Annotated in this window: 19 protein-coding genes; 12 read left to right on the top strand and 7 right to left on the bottom strand. The window is 64.8% G+C overall.

The genetic code is table 11. From position 1 onward, the window contains the following. Window positions 1-81 precede the first annotated feature (81 nt). A complete protein-coding gene (gene pabB / locus IC608_RS13300; protein ID WP_248306373.1) occupies window positions 82-1,857 on the top strand; it encodes an aminodeoxychorismate synthase component I in 1,776 nt (591 codons plus the stop codon). Continuing rightward, window positions 1,850-2,482: a bifunctional nicotinamidase/pyrazinamidase gene (pncA, locus tag IC608_RS13295; protein ID WP_191776348.1), complete on the top strand. Its 633-nt coding sequence runs from the start codon at window positions 1,850-1,852 to the stop codon at window positions 2,480-2,482. The genes pabB and pncA overlap by 8 nt, the downstream gene beginning before the upstream one ends. Window positions 2,483-2,679: 197 nt before the next feature. Here pncA and grpE read toward each other — a convergent pair whose 3' ends face one another. Next, window positions 2,680-3,321: a nucleotide exchange factor GrpE gene (grpE, locus tag IC608_RS13290; protein WP_345890907.1), complete on the bottom strand. Its 642-nt coding sequence runs from the start codon at window positions 3,319-3,321 to the stop codon at window positions 2,680-2,682. 20 nt (window positions 3,322-3,341) lie between these two features. Beyond that, entirely contained in the window at window positions 3,342-4,430 is a 1,089-nt protein-coding gene (gene hrcA / locus IC608_RS13285) for a heat-inducible transcriptional repressor HrcA (RefSeq protein WP_191776342.1), read from the bottom strand. Window positions 4,431-4,586: 156 nt separating this feature from the next. Between hrcA and rph the strand changes: the two genes are divergently transcribed. Genes rph through IC608_RS13245 form a run of 8 tightly spaced genes read left to right on the top strand, consistent with a single transcriptional unit; the run spans window position 4,587 to window position 10,200 of the window. Continuing rightward, entirely contained in the window at window positions 4,587-5,303 is a 717-nt protein-coding gene (gene rph / locus IC608_RS13280; RefSeq protein WP_191776339.1) for a ribonuclease PH, read from the top strand. Further along, window positions 5,300-5,500 (top strand): hypothetical protein, encoded by a 201-nt coding sequence (locus IC608_RS13275; RefSeq protein ID WP_191776337.1) that lies wholly within the window; start codon window positions 5,300-5,302, stop codon window positions 5,498-5,500. The genes rph and IC608_RS13275 overlap by 4 nt, the downstream gene beginning before the upstream one ends. Beyond that, a complete protein-coding gene (locus tag IC608_RS13270) occupies window positions 5,497-6,144 on the top strand; it encodes a non-canonical purine NTP pyrophosphatase (protein WP_191776334.1) in 648 nt (215 codons plus the stop codon). Before IC608_RS13275 ends, IC608_RS13270 begins: the two co-directional genes overlap by 4 nt. Beyond that, on the top strand, window positions 6,131-7,291 hold the full coding sequence (gene hemW / locus IC608_RS13265) for a radical SAM family heme chaperone HemW (RefSeq protein WP_191776331.1): 1,161 nt from the start codon (window positions 6,131-6,133) through the stop codon (window positions 7,289-7,291). The genes IC608_RS13270 and hemW overlap by 14 nt, the downstream gene beginning before the upstream one ends. A gap of 24 nt (window positions 7,292-7,315) precedes the next feature. Further along, entirely contained in the window at window positions 7,316-8,200 is an 885-nt protein-coding gene (gene rsmI, locus IC608_RS13260; protein ID WP_191776329.1) for a 16S rRNA (cytidine(1402)-2'-O)-methyltransferase, read from the top strand. Further along, window positions 8,169-8,555 carry a YraN family protein gene (locus IC608_RS13255; protein ID WP_191776326.1) on the top strand — a complete coding sequence of 129 codons (387 nt, stop codon included), beginning with the start codon at window positions 8,169-8,171 and terminating at the stop codon, window positions 8,553-8,555. The genes rsmI and IC608_RS13255 overlap by 32 nt, the downstream gene beginning before the upstream one ends. A gap of 9 nt (window positions 8,556-8,564) precedes the next feature. Further along, complete coding sequence (gene gshB, locus IC608_RS13250) at window positions 8,565-9,509, top strand: glutathione synthase (protein WP_191776323.1); 945 nt, start codon at window positions 8,565-8,567, stop codon at window positions 9,507-9,509. A 58-nt stretch (window positions 9,510-9,567) separates the two neighbouring features. Next, a complete protein-coding gene (locus IC608_RS13245) occupies window positions 9,568-10,200 on the top strand; it encodes a MarC family protein (RefSeq protein WP_191776320.1) in 633 nt (210 codons plus the stop codon). Here IC608_RS13245 and IC608_RS13240 read toward each other — a convergent pair. The 3 genes from IC608_RS13240 to galE all read right to left on the bottom strand — a co-directional run bounded on the left by IC608_RS13240 (window position 10,197) and on the right by galE (window position 13,646). Continuing rightward, a complete protein-coding gene (locus IC608_RS13240; RefSeq protein WP_191776303.1) occupies window positions 10,197-11,384 on the bottom strand; it encodes an SGNH/GDSL hydrolase family protein in 1,188 nt (395 codons plus the stop codon). The genes IC608_RS13245 and IC608_RS13240 overlap by 4 nt on opposite strands. A gap of 73 nt (window positions 11,385-11,457) precedes the next feature. Continuing rightward, on the bottom strand, window positions 11,458-12,657 hold the full coding sequence (locus IC608_RS13235) for a lytic murein transglycosylase (protein WP_191776300.1): 1,200 nt from the start codon (window positions 12,655-12,657) through the stop codon (window positions 11,458-11,460). Window positions 12,658-12,659: 2 nt separating this feature from the next. Beyond that, window positions 12,660-13,646, bottom strand: a complete 987-nt coding sequence (gene galE, locus IC608_RS13230) for a UDP-glucose 4-epimerase GalE (RefSeq protein ID WP_191776297.1) — start codon at window positions 13,644-13,646, stop codon at window positions 12,660-12,662. Window positions 13,647-13,730: 84 nt separating this feature from the next. Here galE and galU point away from each other — a divergent pair, with 84 nt between their 5' ends. Next, window positions 13,731-14,639: a UTP--glucose-1-phosphate uridylyltransferase GalU gene (galU, locus tag IC608_RS13225; protein WP_191776294.1), complete on the top strand. Its 909-nt coding sequence runs from the start codon at window positions 13,731-13,733 to the stop codon at window positions 14,637-14,639. Window positions 14,640-14,648: 9 nt separating this feature from the next. On the opposite strand, the gene IC608_RS13220 is transcribed toward galU, so the two are convergent. Both IC608_RS13220 and IC608_RS13215 read right to left on the bottom strand, forming a co-directional pair. Then, window positions 14,649-15,872: an outer membrane beta-barrel protein gene (locus IC608_RS13220; protein WP_191776291.1), complete on the bottom strand. Its 1,224-nt coding sequence runs from the start codon at window positions 15,870-15,872 to the stop codon at window positions 14,649-14,651. Between the two features lie 157 nt (window positions 15,873-16,029). Beyond that, window positions 16,030-16,869, bottom strand: a complete 840-nt coding sequence (locus IC608_RS13215; protein WP_191776288.1) for a glycoside hydrolase family 25 protein — start codon at window positions 16,867-16,869, stop codon at window positions 16,030-16,032. Window positions 16,870-17,048: 179 nt separating this feature from the next. Here IC608_RS13215 and IC608_RS13210 point away from each other — a divergent pair, with 179 nt between their 5' ends. Continuing rightward, a complete protein-coding gene (locus tag IC608_RS13210) occupies window positions 17,049-18,575 on the top strand; it encodes a YifB family Mg chelatase-like AAA ATPase (RefSeq protein WP_191776285.1) in 1,527 nt (508 codons plus the stop codon). Window positions 18,576-18,609 lie beyond the last annotated feature (34 nt).

Genomic DNA, 18,609 nt, shown 5'->3' with positions numbered 1-18,609 from the left:
TGCCGATACAACAGCCGGGAGCGGCCAAATGCCCACCAGTGGCGCCTTCCCTCGTGCGCCATCAACTTCTATGGGTGAGGCATGATCGCGCCCGGCACAGTGCTGCTCCATGACAACCGCTCGCCCGGCGCACAAAGCCTGCTGTTTGAGAAGCCGCACGACATTATTGTCGCTCATGATGCCGCATCTGCCCGGCAGGGTCTTGCCCGCCTGGCTACTGCCCAGAAGGACGGCCTTTGGGCTGCAGGCTACCTGGCCTATGAACTCGGCTATCTTTTCGAGGAACGCCTCGCCGGCCTGTTTCCCGAACGATCGGCAAGGCCGCTCTTGTGGCTTGGACTCTACGACGCGCCCCGCCACCTCGGAGTGCCAGAGGTGGAGCAGTGGCTGGGGGCCGAGGCCGGCGCGGTCAGAGATCTGGTGCCCACCCTTGACGAAGATGGCTATGCCGCTGCGTTCGAGAGGGTGCAGGACCTAATCGCGGCTGGCGATACCTATCAGGTCAATCTCACCTTCAAGGCGCGCTTCAGACTCGATGGGGAGCCGTCGGGTCTCTATCGCACATTGGCAGCCAGCCAACCGGCCGCGCATGGCGCCTTCATCCACGCCGGCGACCATTGGGTGCTCTCGCGCTCGCCTGAACTTTTCCTCGAACGGATTGGCGAGAGACTGTCGGCGCGACCGATGAAGGGGACAACCCGCCGGTCACCCTCTCCAGCGGACGACCGCCTGACAAGGGAGCGGCTACGCACCGATCCCAAGAACCGGGCCGAAAACCTGATGATCGTTGATCTTCTGCGCAACGACCTCGGCCGCGTCGCCCGGACCGGCTCGGTGGAGGTCACCGATCTTTTTACCGTCGAGACCTTTCCGACGCTGCACACGCTGACCTCCGGCATTGTTGCCCAAGCCGTGCCGGGGCTGGGATTTGCGCAGGCCATGCAGCATCTGTTTCCCTGCGGCTCCATCACCGGCGCACCGAAACTGCGCGCCATGCAGATCATCCACGACATCGAGCGGAAACCCCGCGGCGTCTATACCGGCTCCATCGGATTTCTCGCGCCCAATGGCGACTTCCGCTTCAATGTCGCCATTCGCACGGCGGTGATCGAAACTGGCGGTGCTGGCGAGATCGGCATCGGCGGGGGGATCGTTGCTGACAGCCGATGCGAAGACGAATATGCCGAGGCCCTTCTCAAGATGCAGTTCCTGTCCCGGCCGATGCCGCCCGTCACGCTGATCGAAACGCTCAAATGGGATCCAGAGAGCGGATATGTTTTGCTCGAGCGTCATCTCGACCGGTTGGTGGCCTCAGCCGACTATTTCGATCTGCCTGTCGACCGTGCGGGGGTTGCGAAGCTCCTGGCCGATGCTGCGAGCGATTGGACAGAACCCATGCGGGTGCGCCTCACGCTGGCGGCGGCCGGCCCCGCTGTGACGGCCGTTCCCCTGCCGCCCAATCCAGACATCTTCCGCTTTGTTCTGGCTGCAGAGCGGCTGGACTCGCAATCGCTTTGGCTCGCGCACAAGACCACCAATCGCGCTTTCTACGACGAGCCGCGGCAGCGAGCCCATGCCGCGCTCGGTGTCGACGAGGTGGTGTTTCGCAATGAGCGGGACGAGTTGACCGAAGGTTCGATCACTTCTGTTTTTCTTGAGCGCGAGGGTCGCCTGTTGACGCCGCCGCCGGCTTCAGGGCTGCTTCCCGGGACATTGCGCGCCCAGCTTCTCGATGAAGGCAAGGCAGAAGAGCGGGTGCTGACCCTTGCCGATCTTTCCCAGGCCGAGGCAATCTGGCTGGGCAATTCCGTGCGCGGCCTCATCCGCGCCGAATGGATAAGGACCGATCATGATTGAAATCGCGCCCGAAGACGTTCTCGTGGTGGTGGACGTGCAGTACGATTTTCTGCCCGGAGGAAGCCTTGCCGTGGCCGGAGGCGACGAGATCGTGCCGCTGATCAATGCGCTGGCGAAAAAGTTTGCCAATGTCGTCCTGACGCAGGACTGGCACCCGGCCGATCACATTTCCTTTGCCAGCCAGCACGCCGGCAAGGCGCCTTTCGAGATGGTCGAACTCGACTACGGCACGCAGGTGCTCTGGCCCGACCATTGCGTCTGGCAGAGCCACGGCGCGGAGATTTCGAACGATCTTGATGTTCCGCATGCGCAGCTGATCATCCGCAAGGGCTACAACCGGGCCATCGACAGCTACTCCGGCTTCCAGGAAGCCGATCGCCAGACGCTGACCGGCCTTGCCGGCTACCTCAACGAGCGCGATGTCGGTCGGCTCTTCGTCGTCGGCCTCGCCACCGATTTCTGCGTTGCCTGGACGGCGCTGGACGGGGCCGCCGGCGGCTTCGACGTGACGGTGATCGAGGATGCGACGCGCGCCATCGATTCCAATGGGTCGCTGGAAAAGGCCTGGGCGGATCTGGAAGATGCGGGGGTACAGCGGGTGATGAGCCGCGAGATTCTGGGCTAATCACGGACGAAGGCTTCGGTGCCTGCTCTCCCTCCTCCTAGCAGAGCTTGGGTGGGGGATCAAAAGCAGTGGCCGCTACGCACCCCACCCCGCCCCCCCGTCAAGGGGAGGGAGCCGCATCCAGGGCGTTGGAAGTCCGCCTGAAACAAAAAGGGCGCCCCGATGAGCGCCCTCTTTCAAACCCGAAAAACCAAAGATCAGGCGCTCTTGTCGACGCCTTCTTCGCCTTCCCCTGTCGGGGCCGGCGCAGCCGCGCCGCCCTTGGCGACGCCGACCATGGCGGGGCGTAGCACGCGCTCGCCGATGGCAAAGCCTTCCTGCACCACCTGCACCACGGTGCCTTCGGGCACGTTCGGGTTCGGCACCTCGAACATGGCCTGGTGCTTGTGGGGGTCGAACTTCTGCCCCGCCGCCTCGATCGGCTTGACGCCGTGCTTGGCGAGGAGGCGCTGCATCTCGCGCTCGGCCAGCTCGATGCCTTCGATCAGGCTCTTGAGCGACCCGTCGGCGCCTTCGCGCGTCTCGGCGGGGATCACCATCAGCGCGCGGCTCAGCGCGTCGGTGGCGCTCAGCATGTCGCGGGCAAAGCCGGCAATGGCGTAGGAGCGGGTATCGGCCACGTCGCGCTCGGTGCGCTTGCGCAGGTTTTCCATCTCCGCGACCGTGCGCAGGACGCGATCCTTGAGCTCGGCATTTTCGGTACGCAGGGCTTCCGCGGGGTCGACTTCGGGCGTCTCGGTTTCCGGGGTTTCGACTTCCGGCGTTTCGCCCTGGGCGGCGTTTTCGTCGCTCATGTGGTCTTCATCCGTGTGATGTTGAAAGAATTCTGCCCCGCATATCGGCCAATGCGGCGGTCAGTTCAAGTGCTCCCGCGCCGCTGCCGGGCCATCATGGCCGAAATCACATGCGCGGTATAATCCACCACCGGCACGATACGGGCGTAGTTGAGCCGGGTCGGGCCGATCACGCCAAGGACGCCGACGATCCGCTCGTTGGCATCCTTGTAGGGGGAGAGGATCACCGAGGAGCCGGAAAGCGAAAACAGTTTGTTTTCCGAGCCGATGAAGATGCGTACGCCCTGTGCCATCTCGGTGTCGCCCAGAAGCTCGAGCAGCCCGTCCTTGCTTTCCAGCGCGTCGAACAGTTGGCGCATGCGCACCAGTTCATCGCTCGCCATGCTCTCATTGATGAGGTTGGAGCGTCCGCGCACGATAACGGTCGGTTCGGCGGTCGGGCTCTGCCGAACCAGCGTGGCAATTCCGGCATCCACCAGCTTCTGCGTCAATTCATCGAGCTCGGCTCGCTGCTCGGCGCGCTGCGCATCGAGCACCTGCCGCGCCTCGGCCAGCGTGCGGCCCACCACATAATTGGCGAGGTAGTTGCTGGCCTGCTGCAACGCGCTCGCCGTGAAACCGGGCGGCAGGTCCATGATGCGGTTTTCCACCTGCCCGTCTTCGCCCACGAGGATGGCCATGGCGCGCGTGGCGTCGAGCCGCACGAACTCGATGTGCTTGAGCACCATGTCGGCCTTTGTGGCAATGACAAGTCCCGCGCCGTGGCTGAGGCCGGAAAGCAGCGAGCTGGCTTCGCTGAGCACATCCTCGATGCGCCCCTGCCCGGCCGTGCCCTCCATGTGCCGCGCAATCCGCTTGCGCTCGCTCTGGTCGACCGCACCGGTCTCGAGCATCGTATCGACGAAAAAGCGCAGGCCCTGCTGTGTCGGGGCGCGGCCCGCCGAGGTGTGGGGTGCAGCGATGAGGCCCAGATCCTCGAGGTCCGCCATGACGTTGCGCACGGAGGCGGGCGACAGTTCGAGCTGGATCAGGCGGCTGAGGTCGCGCGAGCCCACGGGCATTCCGGTATCGAGATAGCGCTCCACGAGGCGCCGGAAGATTTCCTGGCTGCGGTCGTTCAGGGCGGAGAGAAAGGTATCGGGCGTCGTGGCCATGGTGCTTGATTCAAATCGTCCGCTTTAACCCTCTGCCCCCATTTAAGGGTATTGTTGCCATGCGCCAAGCACCCGGCGCTTGTGGCGCGGCGCGATGAGGGTTAAGAGGCGGTTAAATCCGGCCTATCCGACGACCAGAGCAAAGGTGACTTGCCCATGCGGCCTTCCGGACGCACCCCCGAACAAATGCGGGCGGTGACCATCGAGCGCAATGTGGCCATGAAGGCAGAAGGCTCCTGCCTCGTCTCTTTCGGCAACACAAAGGTTCTCTGCACGGCCTCCGTCGAAACCAGCCTGCCCGGCTGGTTGCGCGGGAAGGGCCAGGGCTGGGTCACTGCCGAATACGGCATGCTGCCGCGCGCCACCGGGTCGCGCACCCGTCGCGAGGCCACGGCCGGCAAGCAGTCCGGCCGGACCCAGGAAATCCAGCGTCTCATCGGGCGCTCATTGCGTGCCGTGGTCGATCTCGAAGCCTTGGGCGAAGTGCAGGTGACGCTTGATTGCGATGTGCTGGAAGCCGATGGCGGCACCCGCACGGCGTCGATCACCGGCGCCTATGTGGCGCTGGCTGATGCCATCGAATGGATGGAAACGCGACAGCTCACCCGCGGCAAGCCGCTCAAGGACAGCGTCGCCGCCATCTCCTGCGGCATCTATCGCGGTACCGCGGTCTGCGATCTCGACTATCTCGAGGATGTCGAAGCTCATACCGACGCCAATTTCGTCATGACCGGTTCTGGTAAGTTCGTGGAAATCCAGGGAACGGCAGAAGGCGCACCCTTTGACAGGGCCGAACTCGAGGCCCTGATGGGCCTGGCCCAGAACGGCATTGCCGAATTGACGCAATTGCAACAGACGGCGCTTCTTTCATGATCGGTTGGCTCGCAAAGAAATCGCTCTCCCCGGCCGCGCTGCGCCAGCTGCCCGCCGAGGGCGGCAAGGGTGGCGAGGCGCCTCTCGCGCTCGGCCGCACGGAGGACAGCGGCGATCTCGACCAGGGTGGCTTCCAGCAAAAGAACTGCGCCATCTGGAACGACATCCAGCGGGCCCTGCAGGGCACCGGCAAATGAGCGACATTCCGCGCCTGCGCCCCGGCGACCGTCTGGTGATCGCGACGCACAACGCGGGCAAGCTGCGCGAATTCCGTGAGCTGTTCGCGCCGTTCGGCATCGAGCTGGTGTCGGCGGGCGAACTGGGCCTGCCGGAGCCGGAGGAAACCGGCACGACGTTCACGGAAAATGCCCGCCTGAAGGCGCATGCTGCCGCCAAGGGGAGCAGTCTGCTAGCACTTTCCGACGATTCGGGGCTCTGCGTGGATGCCTTGGGCGGCGACCCCGGCGTCTATACTGCCGATTGGGCGGGAGTGCCCCGCGACTTCAATCGCGCTATGAAACGAGTGGAGGACGCCCTTCAGGCGGCCGGCGCCAGCTCCCCGGGACAGCGCCGCGCCAGCTTCAACGCTACCCTGTGCCTTGCCCACCCCGATGGCCGCGACGTGCTTTACGTCGGGCGATGTGACGGCACCCTGGTCTGGCCTCCGCGCGGCGACCAGGGGCACGGCTATGATCCCATGTTCATGCCCGATGGCTACGACATCACTTTCGGCGAAATGGCGGCCGAAACCAAGCATTCCTGGGCTCCCGGCCAGTCCGGTCTCAGCCACCGGGCGCGCGCCTTTGCCCAATTCGTGGAGAACCAGATTGAGCGGGCCTGACGCCAACGACCTGTTCGGCGTCTATGTGCATTGGCCGTTCTGCGCGTCCAAATGTCCTTATTGCGATTTCAATTCTCATGTCCACCGGGGCGCTCTCGACGAGGACGCTTTCGTTGAGGGCTACCTAAAGGAGATCGCGCACGTGGCGCGCCTGTCGCCCGGGCGGCTTGTGCAATCCATCTTCTTCGGGGGCGGCACGCCGTCGCTGATGTCCACCAAGGCGGTGGGCACCATCCTCGATGCCATCGCCGGCGCCTGGCAGATCGATTCGCGGGCCGAAATCACGCTCGAAGCCAACCCGACAAGTGTCGAAGTTGATCGCTTCCGCGGGTTCCGAACTGCCGGGGTCAATCGCGTTTCGCTCGGCGTCCAGTCGCTGCGCCCCGGGCCGCTGGCCGAGCTGGGGCGTCGCCACACGGTGGAGGAAGCCGTAGCGGCCGTGCGCATCGCGCAATCGATCTTCGAGCGCAGCTCATTCGACCTGATCTACGCGCGGCCCAAGCAGACGTTGGAAGACTGGGAAGACGAGCTCAAGGAAGCGCTCTGGCTGGCGCGCGGGCACATCAGCCTCTACCAGCTGACCATCGAGCACGGCACGCGCTATTACGACCTCTTCAACGCCGGCAAGCTCAAGATGCCGGACGAAGATCTGGCCGCCGATTTCTATGAGCTGACGCAGGACCTGACCCGGGAGGCCGGCATGCCGGCCTACGAGATTTCCAATCACGCGGTGCCCGGCCAGGAATCGCGGCACAACATGCTCTACTGGCGCTACGGCGAATATGCGGGCATCGGCCCGGGGGCGCACGGACGGCTCATGGTCAACCATCAGCGTCATGCGACCGCGACCGAAAAACTGCCGTTCGAGTGGCTCAAGCTGGTCAACGAGTTCGGCCATGGCATGACGACGGACGACCTGCTCACCTGGGAAGAACAGGGCGACGAATTCCTGGTCATGGGCCTGCGGCTCAAGGAAGGCATTTCGCCTACGCGGTTCATGTCGATCTCGGGCCGCGGCATTGCGGAAAAGCAGATCGAGACGCTCAAGGGCTATGGGTTCGTCGAAACCCTTCCCAACGGCAATATCCGTGTGACAGAAAAGGGCTTTCCCGTCCTCGATGCCGTGGTGGCCGATCTCGCCGCCTGATCGCAGGGCTGCAAGGCGAGGGGCATGAGCGCAGAAAGCCGCGACTATTTCATTGTCGGACAACGGTTTGACGCCCCAGCGCTGGCGCCGGGGCTTTATGTCGTGGCGACACCCATCGGCAATCTGCGAGACATTACGCTGCGCGCCCTGGAGACGCTGGCGGCAGCGGACACGATCCTGTGCGAGGATACCCGCACCTCCGCTCGGCTTCTCGACCACTATGGCATAAAGGGGCGGCGGGAGGCGCTGCACGAGCACAACGAGCGAGACAAGGCGGATGCCATTGTCGCCCGCGTTGCCGACGGTGCCGCGATCGCGCTGATCTCGGACGCGGGGACGCCGCTTCTGTCCGACCCGGGGTTTCCGCTGATCCGCGCTTTGGCCGAGGCGGGCCAGCCGATCTTTCCCATTCCGGGCGCGTCGGCCCTGCTGGCGGGGCTGGTGGTCGCCGGGCTTCCTACCGACGCTTTTGCCTTCCACGGCTTCCTGCCGGCCAAGGCGGGCGGGCGAAAAAATGCGCTGGAGAAGTTCAAGGATTCACGTGAAACTTTGGTATTCTACGAGTCACCGCGGCGAATAGCCGGCACGCTGGCGACCATGGCGGAGGTCTGGGGACCGCGCCCTGCCGTTGTGGCGCTGGAGTTGACCAAGCGCTTCGAGCGCACCCGTCGCGGCAGCCTTTCAGAATTGGCAGAGCAGTTCTCAGGGGAAGAGACCAAGGGCGAAGCGGTCATCATCGTGGCCGGGGCGACCGAGACGGCAGTCGCTGCCGCAGACTGGCATGCTGCCCTTGCCGAGGCCATGGCCGATCAACCGCTGCGCGCGGCGGTCGATGAAGTCGCTGCCCGCTTCGGCCTAAAACGCAAGGACGTCTACGATGCCGCGCTCGCGCGAAAAGCCAAAGGCTGAGCGCCGCGTTCTGGCCGAGCAGCGCGGTCATCGGGGCGAGACGCTGGCGGCGTGGCTGTTGCGCGCCAAGCTTTACCGCGTCATCGCGCAACGCTTCAAAACCCCGGTGGGGGAAATCGACCTTGTCGCCGAACAGGGGCGAACGGTGGTGTTCATCGAGGTCAAATGGCGGCGCCGGGGCGCGCCCGAAGCCGAAGCCTTGAGCGCGGTGAACCGGAAGCGCATTGTGCGGGCCGCCCAGTACTGGCTGTCGCGCCATCCGGAGCAGGCCGACCGCGACCTGCGGTTCGATGTGATTTTCCTTGCACCCGGGCGCTGGCCGCGCCATCTCGTAAATGCCTTTACCGCCTTCTGAAGGAACGCCATGAGCCTCAAAGTTGCCGTCCAGATGGACCACGTCGCTACCATCAACCCGCGCGGCGACTCTACCTTCGCCATGATGCTCGAGGCGCAGGCCCGAGGGCACGCGCTGCTGCACTACACGCCGGACACCCTCTCGCTGCGGGGCCGTACGGTGAGCGCGCTGTGCCAGCCCATCACAGTGACGGATGCGGAAAAGGGAGCGCATTTCACCCTGGGTGAGGCCAGCCGGGTCGATCTCGCGACCCAGGACGTGGTGCTGATGCGCCAGGACCCGCCCTTCGACATGAACTACATCACCATTACCCATCTGCTCGAGCACCTGCCGGAGCGGACGCTCGTGGTGAACCCGCCTGCGACGGTGCGCAACGCGCCGGAAAAAATCCTCGTGACGGACTTTCCCGAGCTTATGCCGCCGACCCTGGTGACACGGGATCGCGACGAGATCTACGCCTTCCGCAAGGAACACGGCAACATCATCGTCAAGCCGCTCTACGGCAATGGCGGGGCCGGCGTTTTCTTCCTGCAGGAGGGCGACCACAATCTCGCGAGCCTGCTCGAACTGTTCGAAAACAACTTCCGCGAACCGTTCATGATCCAGAAATACCTCCCCGACGTGCGCAAGGGCGACAAGCGGATCATTATTGTCGATGGCGAGCCGGTGGCCGGGCTCAACCGCATTCCCGCAGTAGGTGAGGCGCGATCGAACATGCATGCGGGCGGTCGTCCGGAGTTGTCGGACCTGACGGCACGCGAATTGGAAATCTGCGCCACCATCGCCCCCGCGCTCAAGGCCCGCGACATGATCTTTGTCGGCATCGACGTCATCGGCGACTACCTTACCGAGATCAACGTCACCTCCCCCACCGGCATCCGCGAAATAAAGCGATTCGGCGGCCCCGACATCGCGGTGATGATCTGGGATGCCATCGAGCGGCGCAAGAGCTGACCATGGAGGAGACGGTGGTCAAACCGTCGGCCGGACATCCGCAGCAGCAGGGACCCCGATGAACACCTTCCTCGTCGCCTTCGCAACGCTGTTCGCCACCGTAGGCGTGGCCGATATCGCCTTCATCTTTGCGGCTCTCACCAAGGACAATACGTCCGTGCAGCGCCGCGCCATGGCGACCCGCGGGGTCCTTGTCGCGCTGGCGATCCTGCTGTTCTTCGCGGCGCTGGGCAACGCGATCCTCGATCTTTTCGGCATCACCATTCCTGCCCTGCGCACCGCGGGCGGCGTCTTGCTGCTGCTCATTGCCATCGACATGGTGTTTGCCCGCCATTCCGGCGGCACCGGGACGACGAGCGAAGAGGAAATCGAGGCGCGCCAATCGGCAGACATATCCATCTTCCCGCTGGCCATGCCGCTCCTGGCCGGGCCCGGAGCCATCAGCGCCGTGATCCTGCTCACCACGGGCGCCCGCTCCCACCTCGAATTTTGGCTTGTTGTTGCAGCCATCGTCGTGATCTTGGCGCTGGCCTGGCTCACGCTCTTGATCGCCATCCCCATTCAGCGGCTTTTGGGGCTCACGGGGCTCTCTGTCGTGTCGCGCGTGATCGGCATTCTGTTGGCGGCGCTGGCTGTGCAGTTCGTCTTCGACGGCATCAAGGCGAGCGGACTTCTTGGGGGCGCGGCCTAGGGCGAAGCGGGTTCCGGTTCGGCCGCTGGGTCAATGCCGACGCCGAAGGCATCAGCACGGCCGGCCGGCGCGCTGACCAGGGCATCGAGCGAAAACCCGGCCTCGCCTGCCGGTGCTGCACTACTTGCAGCGATGAGATCGCTGGCTCGGTCGGGCGTTCGACTGAGAGGCAGCACCGCGCCAGCGACCTCCAGCAGCCGGATCTGCCCCTGCCCCTGATATGGCGGCCGAAGCATGGCCGCGGCATCCGTACCCAGCAGCGGATCGGCCACGGCGAGCATCACCTGCCCGCCGCGGTAGAAGGTCCGCACGGACTGGCTCACGTAAAACGCCAGCTTGTCGGCGCCGGCGGCGGCGAAGTGAATACCATCGTCCTTGCGCATGCGCGCGTTCTGCCCGTTCACGTCGGGACCGTAGCTGGCATATTGGCCATCCTCGCCCACGAACCGATCGTAGATGTCGATGAATTCGGCCCCGGCCGAGAACGCTGCCAAACGGTGGAGGGCACTGATCTGGGCGATGGCGGCGCCATATTCCAATTTTGACATCGGCGGCAGGCCGACCCAGATCACCGGTTTGCGCGCCGCGCGAAGTTGACCAAGAAACTCGTTGAGGCGCGCCTGGTAGACGCTCTTCCACCCGTCGCTGAGCGGAGAAAAGGTCTCGCCGTTCGCGCTGATCTCCTGCCGGTCATTGACGCCGATGATGACGACGGCCACGTCAAAGCTGTCCTTGGCAATCTCCTCGGCGATGGCCTTGTTCCAGTCGAAATAGTCGTCGCGCACGAAGCCCGATGACCCCACCGCCTGCTCGATCACCACCAGGTTCGGGTCCTCGGCGTAGAAGCGGTCGAGGGCCTTGGCGAGGTCGACGGCGAGGGAGTCGCCGAAGACGGCGAGGCGTGTTGCCCCTTCGGCCTTTTCTATGGTGGGTTTGGGGGGTGGTAGGGCCGCTGTTGGCTTGGGTGCGCTGGGTTTCTGCCGTGGGGTGGTTCGTCGCGGCTGGGTTTGCTGCACAGGAGCGGTGCGCTGCTGCTTTTGCTCGTCACCGAAGAGCAGATCGAACAGCGTCCGTCGCTTCTGCTGCTGGGCCACCTCGTAGCGCTCGCCCGATTGGGCGAAGGCCGGTGCGGTCTCAAGCGTGCCGAACAACACGATCAGCAATAGCAGGATGACACGTTTCATCGATGCTCCAGCGGGCGGACAAGCCCCTATGTACCACTGACGCGGTGCCGAGGCTACGCAACTCCCGGCTCCGTTACCGCAACGCGGCTGCCAGTTTATCGCTGCTGGCGCGGGTGATGAAACCATCCGCCACCTCGCCGCGACTGGCCTGGAAGCGGGCATAGGCCGCCTGTGAAACCGGGCCAAGGCGTCCGTCAACGGCGCCCTGGTAGAAGCCAAGGCGCATCAGCGCCTCCTGGATGAACCGCCGCTGCACCAGGTCCGGAAAGCGCGTCTCGCGCGGCCACGGCGCACCGAAGGGGCCGCCACCCTTCAGCCGGTCCGTAAGATGGGCCACGGCCAGGGCGTAGCTGTCGGAGAAATTGTAGCCCTTGAGGACGAGATAGTTGCCGGTCATCAGGAACTTCGGGCCCGATGCCCCGGTGGGCGCATAAAGAAAGACGGGGGTGTCGGGGTTCGGGAAGGGCCGTTCATTGACGCGAACGACGCCTTGTCCGGCAAAAAACGCGATGGGCCGCAGCTGTTCGCGCGTGGCCAGAAGGTAGTCGAACCCCTGAGGGACCGTGACTTCAAAGCCCCAGTCGATGCCCGGCTGGTAGCCCAGTGCTCGAAGATACTTTGCGCTGGTTGCCAGCGCATCGGCCAGTGAGCCGTGGAGGTCCACGCGCCCATCACCGTCTCCATCGGTGCCGTGGGCGAGCACATTGCTCGGATTGACCTGCAGGTGGCCGATCGCCCCGGCCCAGGAGCCGACTGGAGATGTGTTGTCATTGGCGGCCGCCAGTATCAGGGCGGCGACGAGATCCGCCTTGTCCTCGAGGAAACGGGATCGATGCTGCCAGGCAACCGTCGCGAGGGACCGTACGATCGGGCGGATCAGTTTGCCGTTGCCGAGCACCGCCCCGTAATCGGTTTCGATGCCCCAGATGGCGCCGAGGAGATAGGGATCGACGCCGTAGCGCTGTGCAATGGCGGCGAACAGGGCCTGGTTGCGCGCCATCGCCGATCGCCCGCGCTCGACGCGCCCCGCCGTCACGCGGGCGTCGAGATACTCCCAGACCGGCGTCGTGAATTCCGGTTGCGTTTCGACCAGCTTCGGCACGTTAGGGTCTGGTGACAGGCCGTATGTGGCGGCGTCGTAGGTGTCCGCTGGCACGCCCGCTGCCAGAGCCTCGCTGCGGAAGCTGGCCAGGAATTGCTCGAAACTTCCCTGCGGCGCCGCCAGTGTCGGCGTCGCCAGCAGTGCCAGCAGCAGTCCGGCCCAGCCGCGCATGGTCAGCGGTTGCGCGTCATCAGATGACGCTCCCAGGTGTAGGCCGTTTCCACGATTTCCCGCAGATCGTCGTGCTGCGGGGTCCAGCCGAGCTTGGCGCGAATCCTTTCGCCCGTTGCGGTGATGGCGGCGGGATCGCCCGGGCGCCGGGGCGCTTCATCGGCCCGGATATCGACGCCCGTCACCAGCCGAACCGTGTCTACCACCTGCCGCACAGAATAGCCCTGCCCATAGGCGGCGTTGAGCGTGGTGCTGTCGCCCCCTGCCCGCAAATAGTCGAGCAGCAGCACATGCGCTGCAATGAGATCGGACACGTGAATGTAGTCGCGTACGCCTGTGCCATCCTCAGTTTCGTAGTCGGTGCCGAAGATGTCCATCTTCTCGCGCTGCCCAAGCGCCACCTGGCACGCGACCTTGATGAGGTGCGTGGCTTGCGGTGTCGACTGTCCGGAGCGCTTTCCGGGATCGGCACCGGCGACGTTGAAGTAGCGCAGCACCCCATAGGTCAGCGGATGGGCCGCAGCCACATCGGCCAGCATCCACTCCGTCATCAGCTTTGACCGCCCATAGGGAGACAGCGGCTGCAGCGGCGTCTCTTCCACCACCGGCGCCAGCCCGGTCATGCCGTAGACGGCTGCCGTGGACGAGAAGATGAAGTGTTTGACGCCACTCCGGATGGCGGCCTCGATGAGGTTGCGCGAGGCGGCGGTGTTGTTGGCGTAGTATTTGAGCGGGTCGACCACCGACTCCGGAACGACGATCGAACCGGCGAAATGGACGATTTCACTGACCCCGTATTGTTCCACGATGGCGCGAACCCGATCGATGTCTGCGGCGTTGCCGTGTTCGAACCTGGCCCGCCCGTCAATGGCCCAGTCGAACCCGGTAACCAGGTTATCGAGAACGACGACGTCCTCGCCGCGGTCGGTCAGAGCCAGCACCATGTGTGACCCGATATAGCCGGCGCCCCCGGTAACCAAGACTGCCATCGTCGTTCGCTCCTGCCGCTAAAACGCTATTTTCACACATGAATATGTGCCAAACCTTGCATTAGGTTTACGTCGTCCGCCCCTATGATTTCAACGGAGAGTAATGCAGTGGCCCAACGCGTTCGTACAGCCGTGTTTCCTGTTGCCGGCCTCGGCACTCGGTTTCTGCCCGCCACCAAGGCCATGCCCAAGGAAATGCTGACCGTCGTCGACCGGCCCCTGATCCAGTACGCGGTGGACGAAGCGCGCGAAGCCGGCATCGAGCATTTCGTGTTCGTCACCGGGCGCAACAAGGGTGTAATCGAGGATCATTTCGACCGACAGTTCGAGCTCGAGACGACGCTCGAAGCGCGCGGAAAGATCGAAGCGCTGGAAGAGTTGCAGCAGGACCTGCCGTCGGCCGGCCGCACCAGCTTTACCCGGCAGCAGGAGCCGCTGGGGCTCGGGCATGCCGTGTGGTGCGCCCGGGAAATCGTCGGCGACAAGCCGTTTGCCCTGCTCCTCCCGGACATGATCTTCCAGGCCAAACCCGGCGTGCTGCGCCAGATGATCGATGCCTACGAGAAGACCGGCGGCAACGTCATCGGCGTCGAGGAATGCGCCTGGGAAGATGTCTCATCCTATGGCGTCGTCGTGCGCGGCGATGGTCCGGACACCGGCTTTGCCATCAACGGCATGGTGGAAAAACCGGCGCGGGACGAGGCGCCCTCCAACCTCTTCATTTCCGGCCGCTACATCCTGCAGCCGGAAATCTTCACCCTTCTGGCCGAGCAGAAAAAGGGCGCAGGCGGCGAAATCCAACTGACGGACGCCATGCAGGCCCTGATGCAGCAGCAGCGCTTCACGGGGGTCAAATACGAGGGCAAGGTGTTCGACTGCGGGTCCAAGCTCGGTTTTTTGACCGCCAATGTCGTTTTCGCCCTCGATCGCGACGATATCCGCAGCGGCTTCCTCGAGGAACTGCGCAGGCTCGACCTGGAGGAGCGGCTCTGAAAGCGCAGGCTAGCGCTTGAGCGTGATGCCCAGGCTCACCGTGTGGCTGTCGAGCGTCCCGGTTGTGCTGTTGTCGCGGTGCCCATAGGCGTAGTCGGCCGAAACCGAAGTGTGCCGGCTCATGCTGTAGTCGGCACCGGCGCGGACGTCGTACCGCGTTTCGGTTTCAGGGCCATCGACTTGCCGCGACCGCGTCCAATCCGCGGAGGCGCGCATGCGCAGCCAGGAATTGACGGTGTAGTCGATATCGGCCGTTGCCGTGTGTTCGAAGCGCGCGATGCCGTCCGAATCCGCCCCCGGTGGCGCGATGGCCGTCGATAGGCCCGCGGTGACAGTGAGTGTGGGATCGGGACTGAAGGTGACGCTCGCGTCGTAGAGTTGGGTGGTGACGTCGTCGAACCCTGCGGCGTCGAAATCCCGCCTGCCCACGCCGGCCGAAGCGGTTGCGGTCAAGACATCGCCCCATCGCCCGGTGATGCCGCCGCGCAGCGTCTGCCCTGTCGCATTGAACCGCTCGCCAAGACGAGCCGACGGCTGGTCGAAGATGTCGCGCGTTGCGCCCGCTTCGCCGAAGACCTCGAAGATGGGGGTTGCCCGATAGCCGACACGCAAGGTGCTGCCCAAGCTCCAGAGATTCTGATCGGCGTTGCTGGTCTGCCCGGTATCGGCCCGCAGCGTGTCTCCATAGACCGTGCGCTCGGCAGACCCCTTGAGACCCACGGTGAACCGGCCGAACCTCCGGTCGAGGCCGGCGCTGAGAGCCCCCGTGACCTCCTCCGCCGGGCGGATGATCAGCGGGTCAAGGCCCGGCTCTCCGGGGAGGTCGCGGGCGTAGGCAATCCTGGCTTCGCCGTTGAGGCTGGTGTTCTCGTCGAGCGTGTACTGGCCGGAAAGGCTGAGATCGACGCCCGTTGGGAGGACCTGATTGTCACCACCACTCTTGGCGATGTCGGCACTGGCGTCGAACGCCAGGGACCCGCGACGGCCCAGCGCGGTGCCGCTGACCTGCGGCGTCAGCGTCGTGATGAAGCTGTCGCCGTCCGTGGAACTGGTAAGGCTCCCCCGCAAGCCCACTGACCAATCGATGTCGAGAGGCGGATGCCCAGGCTCGTGCGGAACGGCGAAGTCTTCCGGGACGGGCGCTGCCGGATAGATGCCCGGCCGCAGCCGCTCGTTGTCATAGGTTGACCCATCGCCGGCCGGGAGCGGATCTGCGAAGGTTGGGTGGGCCAACGCGGTGCTTGCAAGACACGCTGCCAGGACTGAAACACACCGCCGCGCGACCACGCTGCACTCCATACCGTGGGCCGGCGCGGACTGCCGGCACCCTGAGGGATACGCCGCAATCCTGCCAGCACATGGTTAATGAAGCCTTGCCTGGACGTGGAGCTTACTTGACCGGCTGGCACCGGCCCGTCGATTGCAGCGCGGCTATTGCTCGCGGGTCGCATCCGGTGAACAGGAACATCAGCCATTCTTCCTGGCCGCCGTAAAAGACGTTGCGGTCCACTTCGCCTTTTACGCCCGGCACCACACCGGTTTGCGTGTATTGCCAGAAGGTCCACGGGCGGTTGGTGTAGCGTTCGTGAGGCTGGGCGGCGGTCGAGCGCAACCAGAAGGCATTGGGAAAATACTCGCCTTCCAGCACGTCGCGGTGGAAATTCATGTCGGTGTAGATGATGGGCAGCTTGCCGGTGTGGCGCTCCATGGCGTCCAGCATGACCCGGATCTTTTCCAGCGCATCGGCCCGGCTGGGCTTGTTCTTGCAACTGGAATGGTTGTTCCACTCGAGATCGAGCACCGGCGGCAGCGCGCTGGGGTCGTAAGGGATGTTCTGGACGAACCACGCAGCCTGTTCGGCGGCTGTCGAACACCACGTCATGAAATGATAGACCCCGCGGGGCATTCCCGCATTCCGGGCGCGATCCCAGTTGGCCCGGAAGTTGGGGTCGACATAATCCTTCCCCTCGGTCGCCTTCATGAAGACGAAATGGGTGCCGGCCGCAGCGGCGCGGCCGAAGTCGACGTCCTCCTGGTAGCGCGCCACGTCGATCCCCTGGATCGGCATGCCGCGCGCCCGGTCGACACCGGAGTGCGGGCGATTGTCGCCGGGGATGGCGCCATAAAGACCGCCTCCGCTCGAGCAGGCGGCCAAGGCGATCAATGACAACGCCATGACGGCGTTACGGGCAACGGTGGTGATCGGACGGAAAATCCGGGCGACGGCCATGGGCGAGAACACTCGGTACGCAGAAACAAACAGAGCCTTCGATTCAACATGAGCGGGTTAATGGAGGCTTAGGGTAACCATTGTGGCGACAGGCATGGTTAACGGGCCATATTGTGTTCGCTTTACGTTCTTGTGAGTTCTCCAATGCTCTGCTAGCGTTGGGGAAATTGGGGGTCCGCATGGTCACTCGGGTTGCCACAGTGGCTTTTCAGGGCATCGAGGCGGTGCCGGTCGATGTCCAGGTGCAGATCGCGCCGGGCATGCCTGGGTTTATTCTGGTTGGGCTGCCGGACAAGGCGGTGCGCGAAAGCGGCGAGCGCGTTCGTGCCGCGCTCCTGGCTTCGGGGCTGGGGTTGCCGCCCAAGCGCATTACCATCAACCTTGCACCGGCCGACCTGCCCAAGGAAGGCAGCCACTACGACCTGCCCATCGCCCTAGGATTGATGGCAGCCCTGGGCGCCATTCCGCAGGATGCCCTCGATGGCTACCTTGCGCTCGGGGAGCTTGGGCTTGATGGGCGGCTGGCGCATGTGGGGGGCGTCCTCCCCGCGGCCATTGCCGCTCAGGCGCGCGGCCTCGGCGTTATCTGTCCCTCCCTGTCGGGGCCAGAGGCAGCCTGGGCAGGTGAGGATGTGGACATCATCGCCGGGGAAAGCCTCTTGGCGCTGGTCAATCATCTTACGGGCCATCAGGTGCAGGCTCGACCGCAGCCGCGCCGACAGGTGATGGACCCGGGAACGTTGCCCGATCTTGCCGATGTGCGCGGGCAGGCGGTAGCGCGCCGGGCGCTGGAAGTAGCCGCTGCCGGCGGTCACAACCTGCTGCTGGTCGGCCCCCCGGGCGCCGGCAAGTCCATGCTCGCGGCGCGCTTGCCGTCTATCCTGCCCCCCCTCGACCCGCGTGAACTGCTCGACGTCTCGATGATTCAATCCATCGCCGGGGAACTGGTCGGGGGCGCGCTCTCGGATCGGCGGCCGTTCCGTGCGCCTCACCATTCCGCTTCCATGGCAGCCCTGGTGGGCGGCGGTCTCAAGGTCCGACCGGGGGAAGCAAGCCTCGCCCATAACGGTGTGCTCTTCCTCGACGAACTGCCGGAATTCTCCCCTGGCGTGCTGGACAGTCTCCGCCAGCCGCTCGAAAGCGGAGAAACCGTCATCGCACGCGCCAATGCCCGCGTGACCTATCCCAGCCGCTTCCAGCTGATCGCCGCGATGAACCCGTGCAAATGCGGCATGGCCGGCACGCCCGGACATACCTGCAAACGCGGTCCGGCCTGCGCCAGCGACTATCAGGCGCGCGTATCCGGCCCCTTCCTCGATCGCATCGATATCCGGATCGATGTCCCCGCAGTGTCGGCCGTCGACATGATCGGGCCAGCAGGAGCGGCGGAGTCCTCGGCCGAGGTGGCAGCCCGTGTCGCCGCAGCCCGGGAGCGCCAGCGCCAGCGCTACGAAGCGGCCGGCCAGCCGAGCATCCGCACCAATGCGGCGGCCGGCGCGACGCTGATTGAAAAGCTGGTCGAGCCGGACCGCGAGAGTCAGTCGCTGCTGCTGCAGGCGGCGGAGCGGTTCAACCTCTCCGCCCGGGCTTACCATCGGGTGCTCAAGGTGGCACGGACCCTGGCCGATCTGGCCGGCAGTGACCGGGTCGGTCGCCCGCACGTGGCAGAGGCCCTGAGCTATCGGCTCAACTTCGGAGCGGCCTGAGCCATGCTGCACCGGATATCGGCGGTGTTTTGGC

This window comes from Devosia oryzisoli (assembly GCF_014837245.1).
Classification (GTDB): domain Bacteria; phylum Pseudomonadota; class Alphaproteobacteria; order Rhizobiales; family Devosiaceae; genus Devosia; species Devosia oryzisoli.
Note: the sequence above shows the minus strand (reverse complement) of the source record. Positions and strands in the feature narration are given on the sequence as shown.

What these genes read in the sequence shown, in the direction of transcription:
- hrcA (WP_191776342.1), bottom strand. Translation starts at nt 4,430, where the DNA reads ATGGCCACGACGCCCGATACCTTTCTCTCCGCCCTGAACGACCGCAGC.
- gshB (WP_191776323.1), top strand. Translation starts at nt 8,565, where the DNA reads ATGAGCCTCAAAGTTGCCGTCCAGATGGACCACGTCGCTACCATCAAC.
- galE (WP_191776297.1), bottom strand. Translation starts at nt 13,646, where the DNA reads ATGGCAGTCTTGGTTACCGGGGGCGCCGGCTATATCGGGTCACACATG.
- galU (WP_191776294.1), top strand. Translation starts at nt 13,731, where the DNA reads ATGATTTCAACGGAGAGTAATGCAGTGGCCCAACGCGTTCGTACAGCC.
- IC608_RS13240 (WP_191776303.1), bottom strand. Translation starts at nt 11,384, where the DNA reads ATGAAACGTGTCATCCTGCTATTGCTGATCGTGTTGTTCGGCACGCTT.
- IC608_RS13275 (WP_191776337.1), top strand. Translation starts at nt 5,300, where the DNA reads ATGATCGGTTGGCTCGCAAAGAAATCGCTCTCCCCGGCCGCGCTGCGC.
- rph (WP_191776339.1), top strand. Translation starts at nt 4,587, where the DNA reads ATGCGGCCTTCCGGACGCACCCCCGAACAAATGCGGGCGGTGACCATC.
- IC608_RS13245 (WP_191776320.1), top strand. Translation starts at nt 9,568, where the DNA reads ATGAACACCTTCCTCGTCGCCTTCGCAACGCTGTTCGCCACCGTAGGC.
- IC608_RS13215 (WP_191776288.1), bottom strand. Translation starts at nt 16,869, where the DNA reads ATGGCCGTCGCCCGGATTTTCCGTCCGATCACCACCGTTGCCCGTAAC.
- pncA (WP_191776348.1), top strand. Translation starts at nt 1,850, where the DNA reads ATGATTGAAATCGCGCCCGAAGACGTTCTCGTGGTGGTGGACGTGCAG.
- IC608_RS13255 (WP_191776326.1), top strand. Translation starts at nt 8,169, where the DNA reads ATGCCGCGCTCGCGCGAAAAGCCAAAGGCTGAGCGCCGCGTTCTGGCC.
- pabB (WP_248306373.1), top strand. Translation starts at nt 82, where the DNA reads ATGATCGCGCCCGGCACAGTGCTGCTCCATGACAACCGCTCGCCCGGC.
- IC608_RS13235 (WP_191776300.1), bottom strand. Translation starts at nt 12,657, where the DNA reads ATGCGCGGCTGGGCCGGACTGCTGCTGGCACTGCTGGCGACGCCGACA.
- rsmI (WP_191776329.1), top strand. Translation starts at nt 7,316, where the DNA reads ATGAGCGCAGAAAGCCGCGACTATTTCATTGTCGGACAACGGTTTGAC.
- IC608_RS13210 (WP_191776285.1), top strand. Translation starts at nt 17,049, where the DNA reads ATGGTCACTCGGGTTGCCACAGTGGCTTTTCAGGGCATCGAGGCGGTG.
- IC608_RS13270 (WP_191776334.1), top strand. Translation starts at nt 5,497, where the DNA reads ATGAGCGACATTCCGCGCCTGCGCCCCGGCGACCGTCTGGTGATCGCG.